The organism is Mycobacterium sp. E1715 (genome assembly GCF_001667625.1).
In the GTDB taxonomy this organism is placed as follows: domain Bacteria; phylum Actinomycetota; class Actinomycetes; order Mycobacteriales; family Mycobacteriaceae; genus Mycobacterium.
The window spans coordinates 1-19413 of the sequence record NZ_LZJJ01000050.1 but is presented as its reverse complement, the minus strand read 5'-3'; the positions used below and the strand labels follow the sequence as shown (position 1 = coordinate 19413).

Here is a 19413-nt window from a genome sequence, read left to right as displayed (position 1 = left end):
TTGGACGGCGGTCGACGCGGGGCGAAGCACGGCAGCGTTGAGCCCAGCGGGTTTAGTGGATCCGGACGATGATCTCCGAATGACCCAGGCGGATCACGTCGCCGTCCGCCAACTGCCATTCCTGAACCGGCGCGTTGTTGACGGTGGTGCCGTTGGTGGAGTTCAAGTCCGACAGGAGCGCCACCTGCCCGTCCCAGCGGATCTCGAGGTGACGCCGGGAGACGCCGGTGTCGGGCAACCGGAACTGCGCGTCTTGTCCACGGCCCACGATGTTGGAACCCTCACGCAGCTGGTAGGTGCGGCCGCTGCCGTCGTCGAGCTGCAGGGTGACCGTCGTTCCGGCCGCGCCGTAACCGCCGGCGCCGTAAGCGCCGTAGCCGCCGGCCTGCTGGCCGTAGTCCGCCGGCTGCCCGTAGTCGGCGGGCTGGCCGTACTCGCTCGGCTGGGCGTAATCGGCTTGCTGGCCGTACTCGTAGTCGCGGTGGGCGGTCTCGGGGTATCCGCCGGCCTGACCGGGGTATCCCCCGGCCGGCACGTTCTCGGCATACTGCGTGTAGTCGCCGGCCCCGTACTCCTGCCGGCCGTAGCCGCCGCCCTGTTGGTAGCCCTGCTCGTAGCCGCCGCCTTGCTCGTAGCCGCCGCCTTGCTCATAGCCGGCGCCCTGCTCCGGATAGGCCTGCCGCTGCTCGGGCGGAGCGTAGCCCTCGTCTTGGCGGGCCGGCCCGCGGCCGTAATCGCCGTAGCCGCCATAACCCTGCTGGCCTCCCCCGGGCGGCGGGGCGTAGCCGCCGCCCTGACGGTAGCCCTGGTCGTAGCCTTGGCCGCCGTATCCCGTGGGCGCGGGAGGACGCTGCTCATACTGCGGCGGGGGGCCGCCCTGAGCTTGGTCGGGATAGCCGCCGCCGGGGCCTTGGTAGCCGCGCTGGTCGGGGTAGCCCCCTTGATCTTGGTAGCCGCGCTGGTCGGGATAGCCGCCGCCGGGGCCTTGGTAGCCGCGCTGATCGGGGTAGCCGCCCTGACCTTGGTAGCCGCCCTGCTCCGGATAGCCGCCCTGCTCGGGGTGGCGTGGCGGCGGGTAGCCCTGCTGCGGCGGGTAGCCGCCCTGCTCGGGCGGGTACCCCGCGCGCGGGTCAGGGCCGCCCTGTGGCTGGTCACCGGCGCGCGCGTCGTCCTGCGGGCGCGCGTAGCGCTCGTCGTAGTACTCGTCGCCAGGCCGCCCCGGCCCCGGAGGGCGGTAGCTCGAATCGTCAGTCATTGGTGCTACTCCTCGTTCTGCGCCGAACGCACTATTTGATTGTGGCGGGACGGGATCGTGGACCGTCGGGCGGGGCTGCACATCGGGATTGACAGCACCGCGGGCGCGGTACTGCCCGGTACGCAAATCCGACGACCGCTCGAACCGGACGACCACATCACCATACGTTTCCCACCCCTGTTCATGGATGTAGTCGACCAAGTACCTACCGAAAGCACCCGACGTGAGATCAGGGTCGGCGCCCACCTTCTCGAAGTCGTGCCTACCGAGGGTAATGATGTATTCGTTGGGGGCCAAAAGCCGATTGCCGTGGAGTTTCTGGACGCCGTCGCGGGCTTCGCGGCGCAGGAGCGCCTCGACTTCCTGCGGAACGATCGATCCGCCGAAGACGCGGGCGAACGCGTTGTCGACGGTGGCCTCGAGCTTGCGCTCGATCCGCGCGGCCAACCCTCGTTGGCTACTCATGCTCCGCCGTTCGCATGCACTTGCCGCAGCATGCCGCTGGCGCGCGGCAAACGATTCGGCGCGTGTCCCTCACCCCAGCATGTTATCGGGACAGCGCGACGGCGCGGCACCGTCGAAACTCTGAGAACTTGGTCGGCCCTGCTCAGACGCGTTGTCTCCCAGCGCCCCACGGCGTCCGGGCCCGACCAGGCGGGTTGGGGGACGCGGCCATTAGAGTGGTATGGTCCATCGGTTGTTTTTCCGGGCGAGTGGCGGAATGGCAGACGCGCTGGCTTCAGGTGCCAGTGTCCTTCGGGACGTGGGGGTTCAAGTCCCCCTTCGCCCACATTTGAGCGGTTCTCCGAACCGATGCGCTGAGGTCACGGACTCGAGGAGTTCGTGGCCTTCGTGTTTTCCGCCATGTTGTGCCGAGCCCTGCGCGCTTGGCCGCGGCAGTGAATTGACGTCTGCTATCGCGTTAGTAGCGTAATTGCCAGCTCAGGAGGGGTGGCAATGGTCGTCGCGGCGTGTGGCGCTGCGCAGCTACGGGTGATGCGATGCAGCTGCGCTACATAAGCATTGCGGCGCTGATCGCCGAGGCCGGCGGTGATCCGTGGGCAATCAACCGAAGCTTGCAAGCCGGCAGGCCCGGGGAGATCTCCTCGCTCGCCGAGGCCTTCCACCGAGCGGGCCGATGCACCGACGAGGCCCAGCACGCCTTCGAGCAAGCGCGCAACCGCTTCGACGCCGCATGGAATCGCCAGGGCGGCGGCGGCAATCCGATCACCGACTCCGCCGATGTGCAACGGGTGACGCAGTCGCTTGGTGCCCAGTCGCTTCAGCTGCCCAAGATCGGCGTCGACCTGGAAAGTATCGCGGCCTCCTTAGCCGAGGCGCAGAAGGCCGCGGCGGGACAGATCGCGACCCTCGAGAACCAGTTGCAAACACTCGACGACTTGATCGGGCAGGCCGTCGCAATGGAACGATCCGGCAACCTGAGCGCGGAGGACCGGCACACCCTCGATGCCCTCATCCGCAATTGCGAGAGGGATGCCATCGATGACACCAAAGCCGCACTGGCACAGCTCAATTCGATACGGAATGGCTACTCCGATGGCTTGCGGAACTCACTGACCAACCTACGAATCGAGGGCTATGATCCGGCTCGCCTTCACGATCTCGACGCCGACGGCTCACCGAAGCCAACTGAGGCCCAGCTGCAGGCGCTGGCCGACCTGCGCCGGAGCACCGACCAGGCGGTGGTGGATCAAATGGGCAAGGTGCGTGCCGCGCAGGATGCCCTGAACAAGGCGATGGCCGACCTCTATACGCACGGCCCGGGGTCGCCCGAGGGCGAGGCCGCGAGCGGGAGGCTGCCCAAGCTCAGGGAGGACCTCGCTCACGCGCTCGACGACCTGGGCAAGATCCCCGACTACAGGGACGTCGACCCCGCGTCGATCACGATCGCTCCCGACGGTCATTTCATGTTCACCCACACCGTGGATGGACAGCCGGTGCAGGTCTACGGGCAACTCAAGGACGGCACGGGTGAGTTCTTCGATCAGGCCATGGGCACGTCCTACGCCTTCAGCGGTGGCAAGTTGACCGGCATGCGCACGCTGGATCCCGGGAAGGTGGTAGCCACCCCTGAGCCGTTGTGGAGCGCGATCACCACCGCGGTCGGCGGCGGCGCTGTGCTGAAGGCGGGCGGTCAGGTGGCCTGGCAGGGGCTGAAGACGCTTTTCACTCGCGAAGCGATTGAGGGCGTGACCGGCGAAAATGTTTTTCCTCGCGCATTGGTCGGTGCGGAGGAGCGCGCGGCAAGTGCCGAAGAGGACCTGAGCCCGCATGGCTCGCCAACTTCCGGCGTGAGCGGGGAACCGGTGCCGGGCACCCACCCCGGTCCCGCGCCCGTGGTGGAGCACACGCCGCACCCGGGGGGTGGTGGCGGAGGTGAGCTTCCGCCCGATGCCGGACCTCCGGCGGGACCGCATGTGCCGGTGGAACCCGAAGGGCCTCCACCGGTCGTGATCGACCCAGCCCACCCGGAGTTCACCCTCCACAACCCCCTCGACTACATGACGCCGGAGTTGCGGGCGCTGTCTGAGCAACACCTGACCGGGAGCGGTGAAACCGTGCTCGGCCCGTTCAAGCCCTCGACAGGGGGACCTTCCTACATCGAGGTGGCGGAACAACGCGGAGCCAGCTACTTCGATATCGGGGATGCATGGGATGCAGCCACCGACGTCCAGCGGCTGGCCGCGAATCAACATGTACTCGACGTCGCAATCGCAAATGGCGATAAGATCACGTTGTCGGTCCCGTTCTATCGCGTTGGCCCCGATACTTTCACGGCTGCAGAAGTACGCTATCTCGAGGCACATGGATATCAGCGGGCGGGCGAAAATGTACTTCTACCGCCGATTGAAGGAGGCCGGTAAAGTGAAAACATTGCTGCAGTTCTATCTGCAATACCTGAGCTTCCTCTACTTGGACCCGCGTTATCACATCACCGATTCAACGACATCCGGAAATCCAACCATCAATGCATCATTGACCATGACCGGGCCACTGCTCATTTGGCATATCTCTAATGATCGAGGTCAAATTGGCTTTACCTTCGCACCGACCAAGCTAGCCGCACAACCCGACAACTGGTTCCGCGCATCGCTTATTCGACAGTACCTGGATGGCTACGATGAGACAAACACTGTATCTCCGGAGGCGATGGTGGGGTGGATTCGGGATAACGCGGACCGAATAGAGGGCCTTTTTGACGACGCGAGGGCCGCTCAATCCTGTGAAGCACTTCTCAACCTCGCAAAATCGCTTGCAAACAAGTATTTCGGCGCCGCCGGAGAGTAGGCGAAGGACATCGGAAAGTTGAAGATGTTCCAATATGCGCGTAACTCGCCGAAACGTGGCCCGGCGGATTTTTCTCGCCTGACGGAACGATGGTACCGGTTCGCCAAATGGCTAGGAGGCGATCCGGTATCGGTTTCGACCAATTGTGCAGACTGCGCGATCTTATTCGCTACCGCCGATTTTTCCCTACACCTCCGTCAGAGTGGCCGCTGGTGGATAGTCGATACCGTCGACGACCGTGGGCATAGGCGTAATGACACTGCAAGGTTCTCAACCTTCGACCTGGCTGAAAAGTACCTGATATGGGACTGGATGAGCATCGCCTACACACCTATCGGCAAGCCGAGTCTTTGGCCGCGGCTGTATTCACGAGGTTTCAACCCGCATGTGAAATCGATCGCTCTAACCAACGGTAGAGTCGAATTGCGCTCCGAGGACGGCCGTGCGCTTCTGACGGAGCCGGACGCAAAGATTTTCAGTCATCTCATGCTGGAATCCCTGGCCGAGATCGAGCGGATCATCACCACAGGAGTGGAGTAGTCCGATACGGCACCAATCCATGGCGTTCTTGGCCCATGGTTCATCTGCCCTAAGAATTCACCCACCGCAAAATATCCGGCGTCACGGCGTCGGTGATGTCGTCGTACTCGGGGTGCTTCTTGAGCACGGTGCCGATCATCGAGCACACGGGAACTATGCGTTTGCCCTCGCCGCGCGCCTCGTTGAGCGCCTCTTCGACGAGGATGGTTGCCAGGCCGCGTCCGCCATACGCCGGGTCGATTTCGGTGTGGTAGAAGACGCGCTGGTCGCCGCGGTCGGCGAAGTCGGCGAGGCCGACCTGCTTGCCATCCACGGCAATGGTGTATCGCCCCTCCTCGAGGCTGACGGTCGTCTCTGCCCCGGTCTTATCGGTGGCCATTGGTGTCTTCCTTTCGTTGCGGTATCGGTCGAGGCCGCAGCCGGGTGGTCGGCAGCGGCGGGGCGGGCAGTCGGGTGAGCGAACCCCGGTAGCCGTTGACGGCGCCAAAGCGTTCGTCGCCGGCCTCCCACAGATGGCGGTAAGCCACGATCTCGTCGTGGCTTCGTCCCACGAAGTTCCACCACATCACCAGTTCTTCGGTGAACGGTGTCCCGCCGAGCAGTAATACCCGCGCGGGCCGCTCCCCCTCGTTGCGAAGACGCAACGACGAGCGGCCGGGTCTGAGGTAGGCCAGTTCGGCGACAGTCAGAGCGGCTTCCTCCACTTGGACCGCACCCGAATCGCAGAGCACGCCATGCTCGAAAGCCGGATCGACGTCGAGGTCCAGGTGAGTTCCGGCGTCGAGATCGAGCTGGGCTCCCAGCAAGGGAGTGAAGGTGGGCACCGGGCTTCGGCTGCCTGCCAGGTCCCCGAGGAACACGCGAGCCGTCCCGCCCCGGAGCGGTACGGGTTTGGGGGCATAGTGATCGAAGCCCCGGTCGGTGTCCCGATCGGAATCGGGCAGCGCCACCCAGAGCTGGACACCGTGCAAGGCCGCCGCCGACGAAACCGATACCTCCGAGTGGCAGATACCGGCGCCGGCGGTCATGAGATTCAACTCGCCGGGACGTACAGCCGCGTGCACGCCGGCGCTGTCGTTGTGCTCCACTTCCCCACTGAACAACCAGCTGACGGTTTGTAGTCCGGTGTGCGGATGCGGGGGGACGTCCATGCGCGCGGACGCCGGGCCGTAATGGTCGATGAAGCACCAGGCGCCGATCAGCGAGCGCTGCCGTTGCGGCAGCGAGCGTCGTACGCGCATCGCCCGGGGTCCGCCCAACGGCACCTCGCGGGGGCGCAGCACCTCGGTGCCCGCGCTCGGTGCTGCAGCGCAGGCAACTTCGATCGGCGCCGGCTCGAGGTTGCTCATCGTCCACACCGACCGTACCCATACTCGCTACTTACGTGGGGGTCGGAGCACCTTCATCGCCAGCCGCATGACGGGCTCGGGCACCCGGTCCTGCATCGACAACGCGGTGTCGGCGGCGCGGGAGCGCAGCGGAGTGCCTCGACCGAAGACGCGGTTCAAAGGTCCGCCGGACGGTTCGAGCACCACGTGCAGCGGCGGAGTGCCGACGCTGGCTCCCAGCGCATTGGCGATGACCATACGCTGGATCTCACTGGTGCCCTCAAAGATGGTGTATAGCTTCGCATCCCGATACCACTTCTCCACCGGGTGATCGGTGATGTAGCCCCAGCCGCCCATGGTCTGAATGGCGCGTTCGGTGGCCTTGACAGCCACCTCGCTGGCGGCCATTTTCGACATCGACCCCTCCCCGCGTTCGAAGGGCACGTTGTTGGCGGCCATCCACGACGCTCGCCAGGTCAGCAACCGCGCCGCGTCGATCTGGGTGGCCAGCTCCGCCAGCGGGAAGGCGATGCCCTGGTTGTCGATGATCGGCGCGCCGAATGCCTCCCGCTCGGTGGCGTATGCCGTCGCGTACTCCAGCGCAGCGCGCGCGATGCCGATAGCCTGCGCGGCGACCATCGGGCGGGTCTGTTCGAAGGTGCCCAGTGTGGCGGAGCCCGACCGCTTGCCGCCCGCCACGACCTCGCGAGCCTTGGCGAGCTTGTGCTCCAGCTTCTCTTCTCCGCCAAGCAGATTGGCGCCGGGGACGCGGACGCCCTCGAACAGCAACTCGGCGGTGTGGGACGCGCGACAGCCCAGCTTGTCCAATTTACGAACGAGCTTGAGCCCGGGCGTTCCACCGGGCACGACGAACAGCGCCTGCCCGCGATGACCGAGTTCCTCGTCGACGACGGCGTTGACCACGTGCACGTCGGCGATTCCGCCGTTGCCGATCCACATCTTGTGGCCATCGATGATCCAGTCGTCACCGTCGCGGCGAGCGTGGGTACGTAGATTCCGCACGTCGCTGCCGCCCTCGGGCTCCGAGATGGCCAGCGCCGCCAACTTGAGATCGCCTGGGGTTCCGAAGCATTCGGGTGCCCACTCCAACATCTGTTCCGGTGACGCTGCCTGGCCGATCGCCGACAAGGCCAACGCCGGCATCACGATTGCCAGCCCGATCCCGGCGCAACCCCAGAACAGCTCCTCCATGAACATCGGCAACGACAGGCCGGTCGGGTCGCCGATCAGATCGCGGTAAAACAGCGGGCTGTAGAAGCCGCGCTGGGCCGCCTGCTCCAAGACCGGCCACGGGAACTCTTGCCGTTGGTCGTAGTGGAGCGCCACGGGCCGGATCACGTCTTCGGCGAACTCGTGGGCCCGCCGGGCCAGGTCGTGCTGTGCTGCGGTCGGGGTCAGGTCGAACGTCATGGATCCCGCCTTCGGGTCGACAGACTCGGTCGTGCCGAAGCTCTACCCCGTTGGCTACGCCAGCAAACGGCCCCTGAGGACGACGGAGCGTCAGGCCGCCGAGCGAGGCCCCACCTTTGCGAGGGGCAGGTGCAGCACCACCGCGGTCACCGCAACCGCCTCGTGCTCATGATTGGCGAGCAGAGCCGCATTCTCCGGCAGCTGGCGGGAGTTGATCTCTCCGGACGCGATGCGCCGCAGGACGTCGTGGGCCTGGGCCAACTGGTCGCGCTTGCGGTACTGGCCGCCGGGAAGTTTGACGCCGGCCCAGACTCCGTACTCCTCGCGGTGCGCGATGGCGTGTTGGGCGCACCGTCGCTGCTGCGCCAACGGGCAGCGGCGCAGGCACTGGAGACGCGCCTCGACGGCCGACCGCTCATACGCGCGGGCCTTCGCCGCGCCGTCGCCACCGTCGTCGTCGGGGTAGCCGAACCACAGTTCCGGGTTGGCAGCGCACGGGTGTCCCATGTCGGTCTCCTTGGTCGAACGTGAAACGTAGGCAAAAGCGTATACACAGACGGGTGCGGTGCGCAAGAGAAACGTGACGGAAACGTATACACGTAGCGATACGGGACCGGCTGTGTAATATCCGGCCTATGGCCGGAGCGTGCGGTGAGCCGTGAATCGGCCGGCGCGGCCATCCGCGCTTTGCGAGAGTCGCGCGACTGGTCCCTAGCCGACCTTGCCGCCGCGACCGGAGTCAGCATCATGGGGCTGAGCTTCCTGGAGCGCGGTGCCCGCAAGCCACACAAAAGCACAGTTCAGAAGGTTGAGAACGGGCTGGGCTTGCCGCCGGGCACCTATTCTCGCCTGCTCGTGGCGGCCGATCCGGATGCGGAACTGGCGCGCCTGATGGCCGCGCAGCCGCCTGCCGCCGTACCCGCCAGGCGCAGCGGGCCCGTGGTCGTGGACCGTCACAGCGACACCGAAGTGCTGGAAGGGTATGCCGAAGCTCAGCTCGAAGCGCTCAAATCGGTCATCGATCGGTTGCCAGCGACAACATCAAACGAATATGAGACGTATATTCTGTCTGTGATCGCTCAGTGCGTGAAGGCAGAGATGCTGGCCGCCGGTTCCTGGCGGGTCGCGGTGAACGCCGGCGCGGACTCCACGGGCCGGCTGATGGACCACCTCCAAGCCCTCGAGGCGACGCGGACCGCCCTGCTGAAACGGATGCCGACCAGCTTGAGTGCCCGGTTTGACCGGGCGTGCGCGCAGTCGGCCTTGCCCGAGGCCATCGTCGCCACGCTGATCGGTGTCGGCCTCGACGAGATGTGGGACATCCGCAACCGGGGGGTTATTCCGCCCGGAGCGCTCCCCCGCGTGCGCGCGTTCGTCGACGCCGTCGAATCGGGAAACCAACAGGGCGAGGGGCCGCAGTGAATCAAAGCGAAATCGCGCTGTTGAGCCGCGCCCATGACCTGTTCGCCGGCGGCACACGGCAGCCGCCGCTCGACGCGGGCGCCGCGCACTACCGCAAGGTGCTGCTCGGGGCTGCCGGGGCGAACGACGGATTGGCTCGCGGCTACCTGTTCGCCGCGGAACACAGCCGGCAACGGCTCGGCGCCGCCGCGGCCACGGACGCCGCGATGGCGGGTGTCATCGCCGGCGCCGACCGGGACCGGGCCCAGGCCCGCGAGCTGACCCGAAACGTCGTCGATGAAGCCCGCGCCGAACCCGCCGTCATTTCGGCGACCCCGATGGCCCAGCGCGAAGCGATGCGCCGCCGCGCGGCACGACTACGGGCGCAGCACGCCCATGTCGTGTCGGCCCGGCTGCGGGCTCGTCGGCGCCTCGCCGAATTACGTGCGCTGCGCTACCAACTATGGCGCCGGCGCGCCGCGGGATTGGGCTTGACCGCGCGGGCGGCGACCGCGGTGCGCGCTGCCCTGTCGCGTCTGGGTTGCCCGTACGTGTGGGGTGCGACGGGGCCCGACCAGTTCGATTGTTCGGGTCTAGTCCAATGGAGCTACGCACAGGCGGGAATTCACTTGGACCGCACCACTTATCAGCAGATCAACGACGGGATGCCGGTGCCCCGCTCACAGGTCCGGCCCGGTGATCTCGTCTTCCCGCACGCCGGACACGTCCAGCTGGCCATCGGAAACGATCTGGTAATTGAGGCGCCCTACGCGGGTGCCTCGGTGCGGATCAGCCCGCTGGGCCCCCACGTCGCTATTCGCCGACCGCTATGACGAACAGGGTGAGCCGATGACGGAACAAAGCGGACCTTCGGTCGCCGCGATACAGGCGCGCCAGTCGGCGCTCGCCGGCCAGCACGGCACGGTAGCCGACGCCGACCGCGTGCTGGGAGAAGTGCTCTCTAGTGCGCACGCCGCGATGCGCGAAGGCGCCCGTCGACTGGATGCCATCGCCGAGCAGCTCGACCACGCCACCGCGCACCAGGCGAGCCTCGCCGTCGATACCCCGATGGGCGCGCGCGAGTTTCAGCGCTTTTTGCTGGCCAAACACCGCGAGATCACCTCCGTCGTCGAGGACGCGCGCGAACTCAGTCGAGCGAAAAAGGCTGTGCTGGAAGCGCTTCGGGACCAGTACAGCGCCGGCGGCGGCTAGCAGGCACGGTCGCAGTGTCGTCCACAACCGCACGGCACGGTGAATTGTCGACGTCCGAACGCCTGGGTACGGTCGTCGGGCATGGAGAGGTCGCAACGCATCCCGCACGCATTTCGCGTGACTGCAACCGTGGTCGCGTAGCTGATGTCGGCGCATGAGGAGCTTCTCGCGGCGGTGAAAGATGTCCGAGACCGCACCGGTGACCCGAACGCGTGGCAGGCGGGCCTGTCGCCCGGTGAGCTGGCCGCCGTGATCACCCCGACGACACGTCCCGAACAACTCCAGGCGATCGCGGGGAAGATCCGCCAACAACTCGCGGGTCCGCCGGATCGAGAGAGGGGTGAGGCGGCCGAAGCCATCGCGCACGCCGAAGCAGCCCTCGCCCACCAGAATTCGGCCAGCTCTCAGCTGGACATGCAAGTGATCACGGCTATCCTGAACGCCCATCTCAATGCCGTCGATGGCAGCGAGGCGCTGACGAGGTTGCAGCAAGACACGGAAGCCGCGGTCCGAATGCGATCGGACCTCGACACCCCGGCAGGCGCACGCGACTTCCAGCGCTTCCTGATCGGCAAGCTCCGCGACATTCGCTCGGTGGTCCTCAACGCTCGCCTCGACGACACGTCGAAGTCGGCACTGATGGCCGCATGGACGTCGCTGTACGACGCATCCAAGAGTCCCGACGAGCGTGCGTCGGACCGCGCGGTTGGCACCGATGCGGAAACCGCAGCGTCGACAGGGGACTCGGACTGGGATCCGCTGCTGGACTCGATGCTGGCCGACGACCCGGGACTGGCGACCGATGACCTATCGGGCACGGGTACCCCGGAGGCCGGGACCGCCCCGACGGCGCCCATCGCTCCCGTGCCGCCGCCGATGCCCAGCGTCGCTCCAGGCCTGCCGAGCTTCGGCGCGACACCGACCGGACTGCCACTTCCCGCGCTGGGCGGTGAGGAGAGAACGGACCCGATGCTGCGAGGCCTCGACGACGAAGGCCCGGTGGACCCCTCCGAGCGGCCGGATCCGAAGACCGAGTCCGGATCAGACGAACCGGGCGACCAGCACGACGACGGTGGTCGGGAGGCGGCCGCGGCCGAGAATGAACCGGCGGCGGCCGGTCCCACCACGGTGACCCTGCCCGACGGCGAGTCGGTGACGGCCGCGAGCCCCCAATTGGCAGCGGCGATCAAAGCCGCGGTCGGCGGAGTGGCGATACCAGATGCGTTCCAACAGCAGGGAATAACGATTCCGCCCCCGGGCTCCGCGGTCACCAACCCGATCGAGCCGACGCGGGTGAGCCCGGCGGATATCGGGATCTTCATCGACCGGCATGCTCTTGCCCTCGGTCCAGGTAAGGCCCTTCTCGACGGCCAAATTCAAGACATCGCCACCGTGACCGGGCCAAGCTTTCTAGGCTGGGAGCATCCGCCGGCGCCGGCCGCAGCCGTGACCCCGCCGACGAGACCCGATACACCCACACCCACGCGGCCGGCGGCTTCGTCGACCACCTGACAATAGTGATCTCGCCGGTTTTCGCCGGCGGCCGGGAACAGGAGACAGCGGATGGCAGATTCGATCCATGTGGTACCCGCGCACTTGCGTCAAGCCGCCGCGCGCCACCAGGAAACCTCCGATTACCTGCGGACGGTTCCTTCGTCGCACGAGGCGATCCAGGAAAGCCTGGATTCGCTCGGGCCGATCTTCGGTGAACTTCGCGACGCCGGACGGGAACTGCTCGAGCTCAGGCGCCAGTGCTACGAGCAACAGGCCGCGGACCACGCCGACCTGGCGGACAAACTGACGGCCTCGGCGGCGATCTGGGAACAGCACGAGCAGGATGCGGCTCGCAACCTCGGCGGCATCGCTGACCGCGGTCGATGACGGACGCGAATCCCGCTTTTGACACCGTTCATCCGAGTGGGCACATCCTCGTCCGCTCTTGTCGCGGCGGCTATATGCACAGCGTTGCGCTGAGCGAAGAGGCGATGGAGACCGACGCCGAGACGCTGGCACGAGGCATTCTGCTGACCGCCGACGTCTCTTGCCTCAAGGCATTGCTGGAAATCCGCGACGAGATCGTGGCGGCCGGACACACGCCCTCGGCCGAGGTTCCGACCCCGCGAGACCTCGACGCGGCGATCGAGAAGCTACTGGCACACAAACTGCGTCGCCGCAACAGGGCCATCTAGCCGGTTCGCAGGGCTTACAACAGCCATGTCTTGGCCGCCTCGGGATCTGGAGCGATATCGGTGGGCGGCTCTACAGGGTTGGGGCCGAACAACTCTCGCGCACGGGCAAGCAAGGCACGCACTTCATCGAGTTGCTGCTGCAGCGCAGATTCAGCCATGTCCCCACGCTACCCAGGCCCTCACACCTGCACAATTCACTCACCGAATAAGCGATCCATCAAATACCGGTACCCTTAACCGGTGGCGATCTTCGGTCGGATGACGGCGCGCCAGCGCCTCCGGAGAGCTACCCGGGAATCACTGGCGATGCCGGCTTTCAGCTCTCCCATCGATTGCACCCCATGGGTGATCGGTGGACTTTGGCCTGCCGAACTGTCGACGGTGACGGCCGAAAACGCCACGCTCGCAGAGTATCTCAAAGCCGACCTGCAGCGGATCGCCGAAAGCGCGAACGAGCAGCTGAAGATGATCAAGCGCGCGGGCTTGGCCGACCTGTCCCGCCAGGCGGAAGAAGCCCGCGTGATCGATGAAGCGCGCGGCCGCGCCGTGCGGCGAGTCGAGTCGACGATGCGCCAGCTGCACGCGGCGAAGAGCGGAGTGAGCGCCGGATATCCCCGCAGGCAGCTCGCCGAACCGTCGCCACCGGACATGACGCAGACCCGAATCCTTCCCGCGGTCAGCGGCGCCAGACCTTCCGAAGCGCCCACCAGGACGACGAGTAGGCCGCGCTGGCGGGTCGACAAGCCGGCTCCCATGGTGCCGGACCCCGGTGCGGTCGAGCCGGGGCCGCAACCGGAAACCACTGCACAAGAGGTCGCTGCGGAGGTTGCCACCACCCCGAAAACGCCGGATATGGACGAAACGCAGGTCATTCCGAGCGTGACTGACGTGAAGCACATCGTCGAAGCGCCGGCCGATCGCGCAGAGCCCGGCCGGGAGCCCGTCGCCGACGGTCATCGCCAGGTGGAGGTGCAGGAGCCGGCGCCGGAGCGGGATGACCCGGATTCGGCGGCGGACACCGACGCCGCGGTGACCGCGATCGAGGAGACGCAGATCATTCCCGCGATCACCGAAGTCGAGCAGGTCGCTGACCAGCCGGTCGAGAGCGTGCCTGCGGCGGACTGGGAGCGCCCACCCTTGCTCGATGAGCCGGTTCGCCCCCATTTCGAGAAGGACGAATCAGCGTTCGATGAGGACGAATCAGCGTTCGCCTCGACGGAGGAGACGCAGGTCATTCCCGCGTTGACCGAGGTCGGTCCGGTCGTCGAGCCGCCGGTCGCGACCCCGGCGGCCGAGTGGGAGCCGGTTTCCAACGGCCGCCACCATGTCGACGAGGAGGCGGCGCCGGGCCCGGAGGCGCTGCCGGCTGAGGAGGCGGAGCCCGCCGACGCCGCACCGGCGGCTTCGATGGAGGAGACCCAGGTTATCCCGGCGATCACCGAGTCCCACCCTGTCGTCGACGAGCCGACGGACAGCGGTCGCCATCACGCTATCGTCGACGAACCCGTCGCTGCGCGGGATGAACCGGAGCCCACCCACCTATCTCGCGAAAAAAGTTTCACTACAACGGGTTTCGATGCAGAGCGGCTGAATCGACTGCTTGAGTTCGTGGTCCGCCAAGAGCCGCGGCTGAATTGGGCGGTGGGCGACCTTCCGGACGGCGCGACCGTTCTGGTAACCGATCTGGCCCACGGCTGGATACCGGCGGGCATCAACCTTCCGGCCGGCGTGCGGCTGTTGGGGCCCGAGCGTCGCACCGGCAGGGTCGCCGCGTTGATCGGCGACGCTGCGCGCGTCGTGACCTACGCTCCCGGTGATTCGCTGCGCCGCTCGGCGGACTTCGCGACGACGAAGTCGTCGGTCGAGCCGCGGGAGCTGCCCGCGATCGAGGACCTGGGCAGAGTGCTGAGCGAGACCACCCGCCGGTTCGACGGACTCCCCCGCATTGTGCAGAGGCTCGCGGATGCTGCTGCGGCCGAAGCCGTCATCATCGACCAGGAGGTCGACGTGCTGCGGGTGCACCTCGATACGGCGCGCTATCAGCTCCTGGTCCAGTATCCGGCCGTGAACCCGGCACTCCTGCTGAAGTGTTTGCTGATGGCCGCAACCGAAGGCCTCGCGAGTGGAGACCCGGTTTCGGCGAACTACCACCTCTCCTGGTATCGGAAACTCGTCGCCCAGGTACCGGGCGCGTAGCTCCGACGCGACGCGCTTTCGTGGCCTGCGAGTTTGAATTGACGCTGGTTGGAGGGGTCGACATACTGTGATCGTGTCGGATTCGGGCGGTCGCGCGAATCTCAGCGACAAGGATCTCGTCGAATCAGTTCTCCGCGAATTGAGCGCCGCGGCCGACAAGTGGGAAGCCCTCGTGGCCCAGGCTGAGGCGGTCACCTACAGCGTCGATCTCGGTGATATCTATGCGGTGGCCAACTCTGATGGCCGGCTGCTCAAGCTGACTCTGCACCCGGGCGTGATGACGGGCTATGCGCACGGTGAGCTGGCGGACCGGCTGAACCTTGCTATCTCGGCGCTGCGCGAAGAGGCCGAGGCCGAGAACCGGGCGAGTTACGGCGGCCCGCTGCACTAGCCGCGCTCATCGACCGGCGCTTGGCTGGGATGGGCGCCGGCTCTCTTCGCGCGTAGCCGCGCTCATCGACCGGCGCTTGGTTGGGATGGGCGCCGGCTCTCTTCGCGCGTAGCCGCGCTCATCGACCGGCGCCGGGCGGGCCCGCGAAGGCTTGCGCGATCTCCAGCCAACGCTGGGCGTCGGGCCCGTCGGCAGTGATGTCGAGGGCGCTGAGCGGGCGCCGCTGGGTGACCAAGAAGCAGAAGTCTTCCGCCGAACCGGTGACCCGCTGCGTCGCGTCAGGCGGCCCCCAGGTCCAGGTGTCCCCACCGGGTCCGCGCAGTTCGACCAGGAAGGGCTCGGCCGGGGCGGGCAGATTGTTGACGGAGAAGGCGTAGTCGCGGGTGCGCACCCCCAGGTGAGCAATCGACCGCAACCGATCGGTCGCGGCCCGCTTGATCCCCAGCGCATCGGCAACGTCCAGTCCGTGAGCCCACGTCTCCATCAGCCGAGCGGTAGCCATCGAGGCCGCGCTCATCGGCGGCCCGAACCAGGGAAGTTTGCGTCCGGCGGGAACCGTCAGGAGCTCCTCATGCAGCCGGCCCCGGGTGGCCCGCCAGTCGGCGAGCAGTTCGGCCGGCGGTAGAGCTGCCAATTCCTCGGCGCCCGCGTCGACGAAGCCCGTCGGGTCGGCGGCCGCGGCCCGGAGCGCGTCGGCGAACCCCGCCTCGTCGGTGACCGAGGTCAGCGCGACCCGGTCGGTCCACAACAGGTGGCCGACCTGGTGGGCGATCGACCATCCCGGCGCGGGCGTCGGGTCGGCCCAGCGGTCGGCCGGCAGCGGCGCGACCAGGGCATCGAGGTCGTGGCTCTCGGCGCGAAGGTCGGCCACGATCGATTCGGGACCCGCCATCATTGCCTCCGCTCGTCGGTCGCCCCCGCCGGGGAACGATTATTCGCCTGATCGCCGCGCCGGCCCAGGAAACTGTGCATGGCCAGCCCGGCCAGGTAGAGCCCCGAGCCGAACAAGGCGAATGCGGGCGCATGCCCGTCGGCGGGAATCAGCGCCGCGGCCACCGTGATGGAGGCGATGAACGCGACCCAGAACAGCGCGTCCTGCACCGCGAAGACGTGTCCACGCAGGGCGTCATCGACGTCCATCTGCATCGCAGAGTCGGCGCACAGTTTGACCACCTGCCCGGTCACACCGAGAAAGAACCCGCACACCGCCATCACCGGCAGCAGTAATCCCGCTCCCGCCACCTCGATGCCCGCCGACGCCGCAAGCGCACCGTTCACCGTCGCGTAGCGGCCCCAGCGCCGGACCGCCGGCGGAGTGAGCACGTTGGCCAGGAACGCCCCGAGGCCGGCGGCACCGAAAAACACCAGCGCGGTGCCCAATCCCCCGGCCTGCGGGTCTCTCATGTGGTGGACCAGCAGCAAGACCAGCAGCGAATTGATGCCGATCACCATGCGGTGGGCGGCCAATCCGGACAGGGTGGCGGCCACCGTGGGCCGCTGCGCCACCGTGCGCGCGCCGTGCAACCAGCCAGTGATCACTGCGTAGAAAACCGGTCCGTGGATTGCCCTCTTGGTGTCGTCCGGGCCCAGCACGCGGGCGCCGAATCGCAAGGTCAGGAGCAAGGCGGTCGCGACGGGGACGCCGGTGAGAAAGATGATCGCCGAGGCGCCTTTGTCCCCGGCGCCGAACACGAACCGGGGCACGAGCATGAAGTTCGCGCCGATGAAGGCGGCGATCGCCCCCGACGCGTTGGCCACGGCGTTCATCGTCACCACCTGTTCGCGCGGCACGACGTGCGGCAGGGAAGCCGACAGCCCGGAGCCGACGAATCGGGCCAAGCCGTTGGCAAACAACGCGCCCAACAGCAGCGGCAGGTCGCCTGCTCTGACCGCCAGGATCGTGCCGATCGCGGCGATGAGGACGAGGCGGCCGGCGTTGGCGCCGACGATCACCAGCCGCCGGTCCCAACGGTCCATCAGCGCGCCGGCGAACGGACCCAACAACGAGTAGGGCAGGAACAGCACCGTGAACGCCCGCGCGATCGCCATGGGATCGGCGGCTCGGTCGGGATTGAACAACAACGCGCCGGCCAGACCCGCCTGAAACAGCCCATCGCCGAATTGACTCGCCATGCGCACTTGCAGCAACCGCCAGAAGTCCGGCAAACCGCGCACCGACCGCCAGATTTCGGCGGGTGCGCTTGAGTGCATCCGGGATTGGATCACAAAACCGACTTCCACGATTAGGGTCTAGCAAGCTCGTCACGGCCCGAGCTGACTTACCAACAGTACAAATATTTGCGTCCCGCGCTTGATTCCCCCGGGCGGCAAGTGCTGGATGCGATGATGGTGTGGTGCCGCCGCCCGAGGATCCAGAGGACTATGTCGCGCCGGCCGCGCAGCGGGTGCGGGCGGGGACCTTGTTGCTTGCCAACACCGATCTTTTCGAGCCGACGTTCCGGCGCAGCGTCATCTACATCGTCGAGCACAACGACGGCGGCACCCTGGGAGTAGTGCTCAACCGCGCCAGCGAAACGGCGGTGTACAACGTGCTGCCGCAGTGGACCAAATTGGCCGCCAAGCCGAAAACGATGTTCATCGGCGGCCCGGTGAAGCGCGACGCGGCCCTCTGCCTGGCGACGCTGCGGGTCGGTGCCGACCCCCAGGGTGTGGCCGGCCTGCGGCACGTGGCCGGCCGGGTGGTGATGGTCGATCTCGACGCCGACCCCGACACGATTGCGCCCGTGGTGGAGGGGGTGCGAATCTTCGCCGGCTACTCCGGCTGGACCATCGGTCAGCTGGAAGGCGAGATTGAACGCGACGACTGGATTGTCTTGTCGGCGTTGCCATCTGACGTTCTCGTTGGGGCGAGGTCCGATCTGTGGGGGCAGGTGCTGCGTCGCCAGCCGCTGCCGCTGTCATTGCTGGCGACCCATCCGATCGACCTCAGCCGCAACTAACGCCACTCCCCCACGCCCGGGGGGTCCGCGCTAGCTCAGTGGCAGGACTGCGTGCAGCCGGAGCAGGTACCGGTGCACGTCGGCGCCGCCGCTTCCTGCTGGAGCGCGAAGCGCGCGCTTTGCCACGACCCGGCGGCCAGCGTTCCGAAGGCGCCGGCTACGCAGACGATCACCACCACCAGCGCGGTGTGCGGCGGGGCCGCCAGCGCCACCACCCCGCCGGCGGCCAGCATGATCGCCGCCGCCAGTTGCGCGGGGGCCACCGATCGCAACGCCAACGCGGTGGGATCGACATGTTGGCCGCGCGCGAGCGACCACGTTCCGAACCCGGCCGAAGCCACCGCCGCGCATAAGCACAGCACCCCCGCAATCAGCATGGCCTCACAATACGAGCCCGGCCGCCGGTTCGCTCAGCGGGCTCCAGCGGTGCCGCGGGACCGCCCTAGTGCTGCAGAAACGAGAAGTTCGGCAGTGGGGGCAGGCCGGGGACCAGCGTCAACAGGTTCGGCATGGGCTGGCGGCTGGGCACGGGTCCCTGTACCGGCAGGCCCGTCGGAGCCGTCGCCGATGTCTGCCGCAGCGGAGCCGCGGCGGGCGCCTGCCCGAGCGGCGGGGTCGCCGGAACCTGCGCCACCGGAGCGGTCGCCGGAACCTGCGCCACCGGAGCGGTAGCCGGTACCTGCGCGACCGGGGGCACCTGCGCGGCCGGGACCGGGGCCGGGGCCAGCCCGACCGGCGAGGCTGCCGGGGTCTGGACCGGCGCGGGAACGGGAGCGCCGGGAACGGTCACCCGGAAGCCGTTGACGATGGCGTCGGTGGCGGGCGCGTCGGCGACGGCCACCGCACGGTCGGTGGTCACGGCGAGCGACACCAGGTACTTGTCGTTCCCGGAGGTGGCGATGACATGGCGCCGGGAGGTGTTCAGCAGCATGTCGCCGTCGCGGTACGTGCCTTCGACGATCGACGACGGGAAGCCGCCGAAATCGGCCATCGAGGCGTTGGTCGGTTGCCAGGCCAGGAGTTTCTGGCTGTCGACGTAGCCGTGGCTGATCGCCTCGCGGGGGTCGAAGTTGCCGACCAGCTTGTACACCACCACCTGTGCATTCGAGGTGTAGATGCTGCTGCCTTGCCGGTCGGCGATCACCGCGAACGCGTCGGGCACGTTGGGGTCGGGCACCTGGGTCCAGCGGGCCGGCACCGG

22 protein-coding genes, 1 tRNA gene and 1 pseudogene are annotated in these 19413 nt (G+C 67.3%); 14 read left to right on the top strand and 10 right to left on the bottom strand.

Translation table 11 applies throughout. The features are described from left to right. Positions 1-52: 52 nt before the first annotated feature. Positions 53-1720, bottom strand: coding sequence for a DUF3662 and FHA domain-containing protein (locus tag A9X03_RS02840; RefSeq protein WP_067779081.1), 1668 nt, complete (start codon positions 1718-1720; stop codon positions 53-55). Positions 1721-1962: 242 nt separating this feature from the next. Here A9X03_RS02840 and A9X03_RS02835 point away from each other — a divergent pair. From A9X03_RS02835 to A9X03_RS28995, 4 genes are all read left to right on the top strand, one after another. Then, positions 1963-2045: transfer RNA gene (locus tag A9X03_RS02835), tRNA-Leu, on the top strand. Positions 2046-2256: 211 nt separating this feature from the next. Further along, positions 2257-4140: a hypothetical protein gene (locus tag A9X03_RS02830; protein WP_068259595.1), complete on the top strand. Its 1884-nt coding sequence runs from the start codon at positions 2257-2259 to the stop codon at positions 4138-4140. Position 4141: 1 nt separating this feature from the next. Further along, complete coding sequence (locus A9X03_RS28125; protein ID WP_082974411.1) at positions 4142-4564, top strand: hypothetical protein; 423 nt, start codon at positions 4142-4144, stop codon at positions 4562-4564. 18 nt (positions 4565-4582) lie between these two features. Next, positions 4583-5104 carry a hypothetical protein gene (locus A9X03_RS28995; protein WP_156746452.1) on the top strand — a complete coding sequence of 174 codons (522 nt, stop codon included), beginning with the start codon at positions 4583-4585 and terminating at the stop codon, positions 5102-5104. Between the two features lie 49 nt (positions 5105-5153). Here A9X03_RS28995 and A9X03_RS02825 read toward each other — a convergent pair whose 3' ends face one another. From A9X03_RS02825 to A9X03_RS02810, 4 genes are all read right to left on the bottom strand, one after another. Beyond that, positions 5154-5483 carry a GNAT family N-acetyltransferase gene (locus A9X03_RS02825; RefSeq protein WP_068259591.1) on the bottom strand — a complete coding sequence of 110 codons (330 nt, stop codon included), beginning with the start codon at positions 5481-5483 and terminating at the stop codon, positions 5154-5156. After that, a complete protein-coding gene (locus A9X03_RS02820; RefSeq protein WP_068259588.1) occupies positions 5470-6453 on the bottom strand; it encodes a pirin family protein in 984 nt (327 codons plus the stop codon). Before A9X03_RS02820 ends, A9X03_RS02825 begins: the two co-directional genes overlap by 14 nt. A gap of 27 nt (positions 6454-6480) precedes the next feature. Continuing rightward, the gene (locus tag A9X03_RS02815; RefSeq protein ID WP_068259585.1) at positions 6481-7863 is read right to left on the bottom strand and encodes an acyl-CoA dehydrogenase family protein; all 1383 of its coding nucleotides are present in this window, start codon (positions 7861-7863) and stop codon (positions 6481-6483) included. 90 nt (positions 7864-7953) lie between these two features. Beyond that, positions 7954-8370, bottom strand: a complete 417-nt coding sequence (locus tag A9X03_RS02810) for a WhiB family transcriptional regulator (protein ID WP_067756218.1) — start codon at positions 8368-8370, stop codon at positions 7954-7956. A gap of 144 nt (positions 8371-8514) precedes the next feature. Here A9X03_RS02810 and A9X03_RS02805 point away from each other — a divergent pair, with 144 nt between their 5' ends. From A9X03_RS02805 to A9X03_RS02780, 6 genes are all read left to right on the top strand, one after another. Continuing rightward, the gene (locus A9X03_RS02805; RefSeq protein WP_067756216.1) at positions 8515-9285 is read left to right on the top strand and encodes a helix-turn-helix domain-containing protein; all 771 of its coding nucleotides are present in this window, start codon (positions 8515-8517) and stop codon (positions 9283-9285) included. After that, positions 9282-10097: a C40 family peptidase gene (locus tag A9X03_RS02800; protein ID WP_068259583.1), complete on the top strand. Its 816-nt coding sequence runs from the start codon at positions 9282-9284 to the stop codon at positions 10095-10097. The genes A9X03_RS02805 and A9X03_RS02800 overlap by 4 nt, the downstream gene beginning before the upstream one ends. 16 nt (positions 10098-10113) lie before the next feature. Then, positions 10114-10476: a DUF4226 domain-containing protein gene (locus A9X03_RS02795; protein WP_067756208.1), complete on the top strand. Its 363-nt coding sequence runs from the start codon at positions 10114-10116 to the stop codon at positions 10474-10476. Between the two features lie 144 nt (positions 10477-10620). Beyond that, positions 10621-11988, top strand: a complete 1368-nt coding sequence (locus tag A9X03_RS02790) for a DUF4226 domain-containing protein (RefSeq protein ID WP_067756205.1) — start codon at positions 10621-10623, stop codon at positions 11986-11988. A 51-nt stretch (positions 11989-12039) separates the two neighbouring features. Beyond that, positions 12040-12357 carry an ESX-1 secretion-associated protein gene (locus A9X03_RS02785; RefSeq protein WP_067756202.1) on the top strand — a complete coding sequence of 106 codons (318 nt, stop codon included), beginning with the start codon at positions 12040-12042 and terminating at the stop codon, positions 12355-12357. Continuing rightward, complete coding sequence (locus A9X03_RS02780) at positions 12354-12665, top strand: DUF2694 family protein (RefSeq protein ID WP_067279683.1); 312 nt, start codon at positions 12354-12356, stop codon at positions 12663-12665. The genes A9X03_RS02785 and A9X03_RS02780 overlap by 4 nt, the downstream gene beginning before the upstream one ends. Before the next feature lie 14 nt (positions 12666-12679). Here A9X03_RS02780 and A9X03_RS29640 read toward each other — a convergent pair whose 3' ends face one another. Next, positions 12680-12823, bottom strand: a complete 144-nt coding sequence (locus A9X03_RS29640; RefSeq protein WP_167374087.1) for a hypothetical protein — start codon at positions 12821-12823, stop codon at positions 12680-12682. An 82-nt stretch (positions 12824-12905) separates the two neighbouring features. On the opposite strand from A9X03_RS29640, the pseudogene A9X03_RS30745 reads away from it, so the two are divergent. The 3 genes and pseudogenes from A9X03_RS30745 to A9X03_RS02770 all read left to right on the top strand — a co-directional run. After that, positions 12906-13364 (top strand): annotated as a pseudogene (locus tag A9X03_RS30745) (hypothetical protein); the annotation flags it as partial. A 54-nt stretch (positions 13365-13418) separates the two neighbouring features. Further along, on the top strand, positions 13419-14861 hold the full coding sequence (locus A9X03_RS02775) for a DUF5631 domain-containing protein (RefSeq protein ID WP_197696004.1): 1443 nt from the start codon (positions 13419-13421) through the stop codon (positions 14859-14861). Positions 14862-14931: 70 nt separating this feature from the next. Then, positions 14932-15252 (top strand): DUF2710 family protein, encoded by a 321-nt coding sequence (locus A9X03_RS02770; RefSeq protein ID WP_369807431.1) that lies wholly within the window; start codon positions 14932-14934, stop codon positions 15250-15252. 118 nt (positions 15253-15370) lie between these two features. Here A9X03_RS02770 and A9X03_RS02765 read toward each other — a convergent pair whose 3' ends face one another. After that, positions 15371-16144, bottom strand: a complete 774-nt coding sequence (locus A9X03_RS02765) for a TIGR03084 family metal-binding protein (protein WP_067756348.1) — start codon at positions 16142-16144, stop codon at positions 15371-15373. Next, positions 16144-17463: an MFS transporter gene (locus tag A9X03_RS02760; protein ID WP_067756199.1), complete on the bottom strand. Its 1320-nt coding sequence runs from the start codon at positions 17461-17463 to the stop codon at positions 16144-16146. The genes A9X03_RS02765 and A9X03_RS02760 overlap by 1 nt, the downstream gene beginning before the upstream one ends. A 140-nt stretch (positions 17464-17603) precedes the next feature. On the opposite strand from A9X03_RS02760, the gene A9X03_RS02755 reads away from it, so the two are divergent. Continuing rightward, entirely contained in the window at positions 17604-18212 is a 609-nt protein-coding gene (locus A9X03_RS02755; protein ID WP_156670136.1) for a YqgE/AlgH family protein, read from the top strand. A gap of 35 nt (positions 18213-18247) precedes the next feature. Here the strand turns inward: A9X03_RS02755 and A9X03_RS02750 are convergent, their stop codons facing one another. After that, entirely contained in the window at positions 18248-18589 is a 342-nt protein-coding gene (locus A9X03_RS02750; RefSeq protein WP_067756197.1) for a hypothetical protein, read from the bottom strand. A 65-nt stretch (positions 18590-18654) separates the two neighbouring features. Next, a partial coding sequence (locus A9X03_RS02745; RefSeq protein WP_197696002.1) for an LpqN/LpqT family lipoprotein occupies positions 18655-19413 on the bottom strand: 759 nt, incomplete at its 5' end.

Bases quoted from the DNA above. Each gene is read 5' to 3' on its own strand.
- A9X03_RS02780 (WP_067279683.1), top strand. From the start codon at position 12,354: ATGACGGACGCGAATCCCGCTTTTGACACCGTTCATCCGAGTGGGCAC.
- A9X03_RS02750 (WP_067756197.1), bottom strand. From the start codon at position 18,589: ATGCTGATTGCGGGGGTGCTGTGCTTATGCGCGGCGGTGGCTTCGGCC.
- A9X03_RS02765 (WP_067756348.1), bottom strand. From the start codon at position 16,144: ATGGCGGGTCCCGAATCGATCGTGGCCGACCTTCGCGCCGAGAGCCAC.
- A9X03_RS02790 (WP_067756205.1), top strand. From the start codon at position 10,621: ATGTCGGCGCATGAGGAGCTTCTCGCGGCGGTGAAAGATGTCCGAGAC.
- A9X03_RS02830 (WP_068259595.1), top strand. From the start codon at position 2,257: ATGCAGCTGCGCTACATAAGCATTGCGGCGCTGATCGCCGAGGCCGGC.
- A9X03_RS29640 (WP_167374087.1), bottom strand. From the start codon at position 12,823: ATGGCTGAATCTGCGCTGCAGCAGCAACTCGATGAAGTGCGTGCCTTG.
- A9X03_RS02840 (WP_067779081.1), bottom strand. From the start codon at position 1,720: ATGAGTAGCCAACGAGGGTTGGCCGCGCGGATCGAGCGCAAGCTCGAG.
- A9X03_RS02825 (WP_068259591.1), bottom strand. From the start codon at position 5,483: ATGGCCACCGATAAGACCGGGGCAGAGACGACCGTCAGCCTCGAGGAG.
- A9X03_RS02760 (WP_067756199.1), bottom strand. From the start codon at position 17,463: ATGCACTCAAGCGCACCCGCCGAAATCTGGCGGTCGGTGCGCGGTTTG.
- A9X03_RS02815 (WP_068259585.1), bottom strand. From the start codon at position 7,863: ATGACGTTCGACCTGACCCCGACCGCAGCACAGCACGACCTGGCCCGG.
- A9X03_RS02795 (WP_067756208.1), top strand. From the start codon at position 10,114: ATGACGGAACAAAGCGGACCTTCGGTCGCCGCGATACAGGCGCGCCAG.
- A9X03_RS02785 (WP_067756202.1), top strand. From the start codon at position 12,040: ATGGCAGATTCGATCCATGTGGTACCCGCGCACTTGCGTCAAGCCGCC.
- A9X03_RS02810 (WP_067756218.1), bottom strand. From the start codon at position 8,370: ATGGGACACCCGTGCGCTGCCAACCCGGAACTGTGGTTCGGCTACCCC.
- A9X03_RS02820 (WP_068259588.1), bottom strand. From the start codon at position 6,453: ATGAGCAACCTCGAGCCGGCGCCGATCGAAGTTGCCTGCGCTGCAGCA.
- A9X03_RS02775 (WP_197696004.1), top strand. From the start codon at position 13,419: ATGGTGCCGGACCCCGGTGCGGTCGAGCCGGGGCCGCAACCGGAAACC.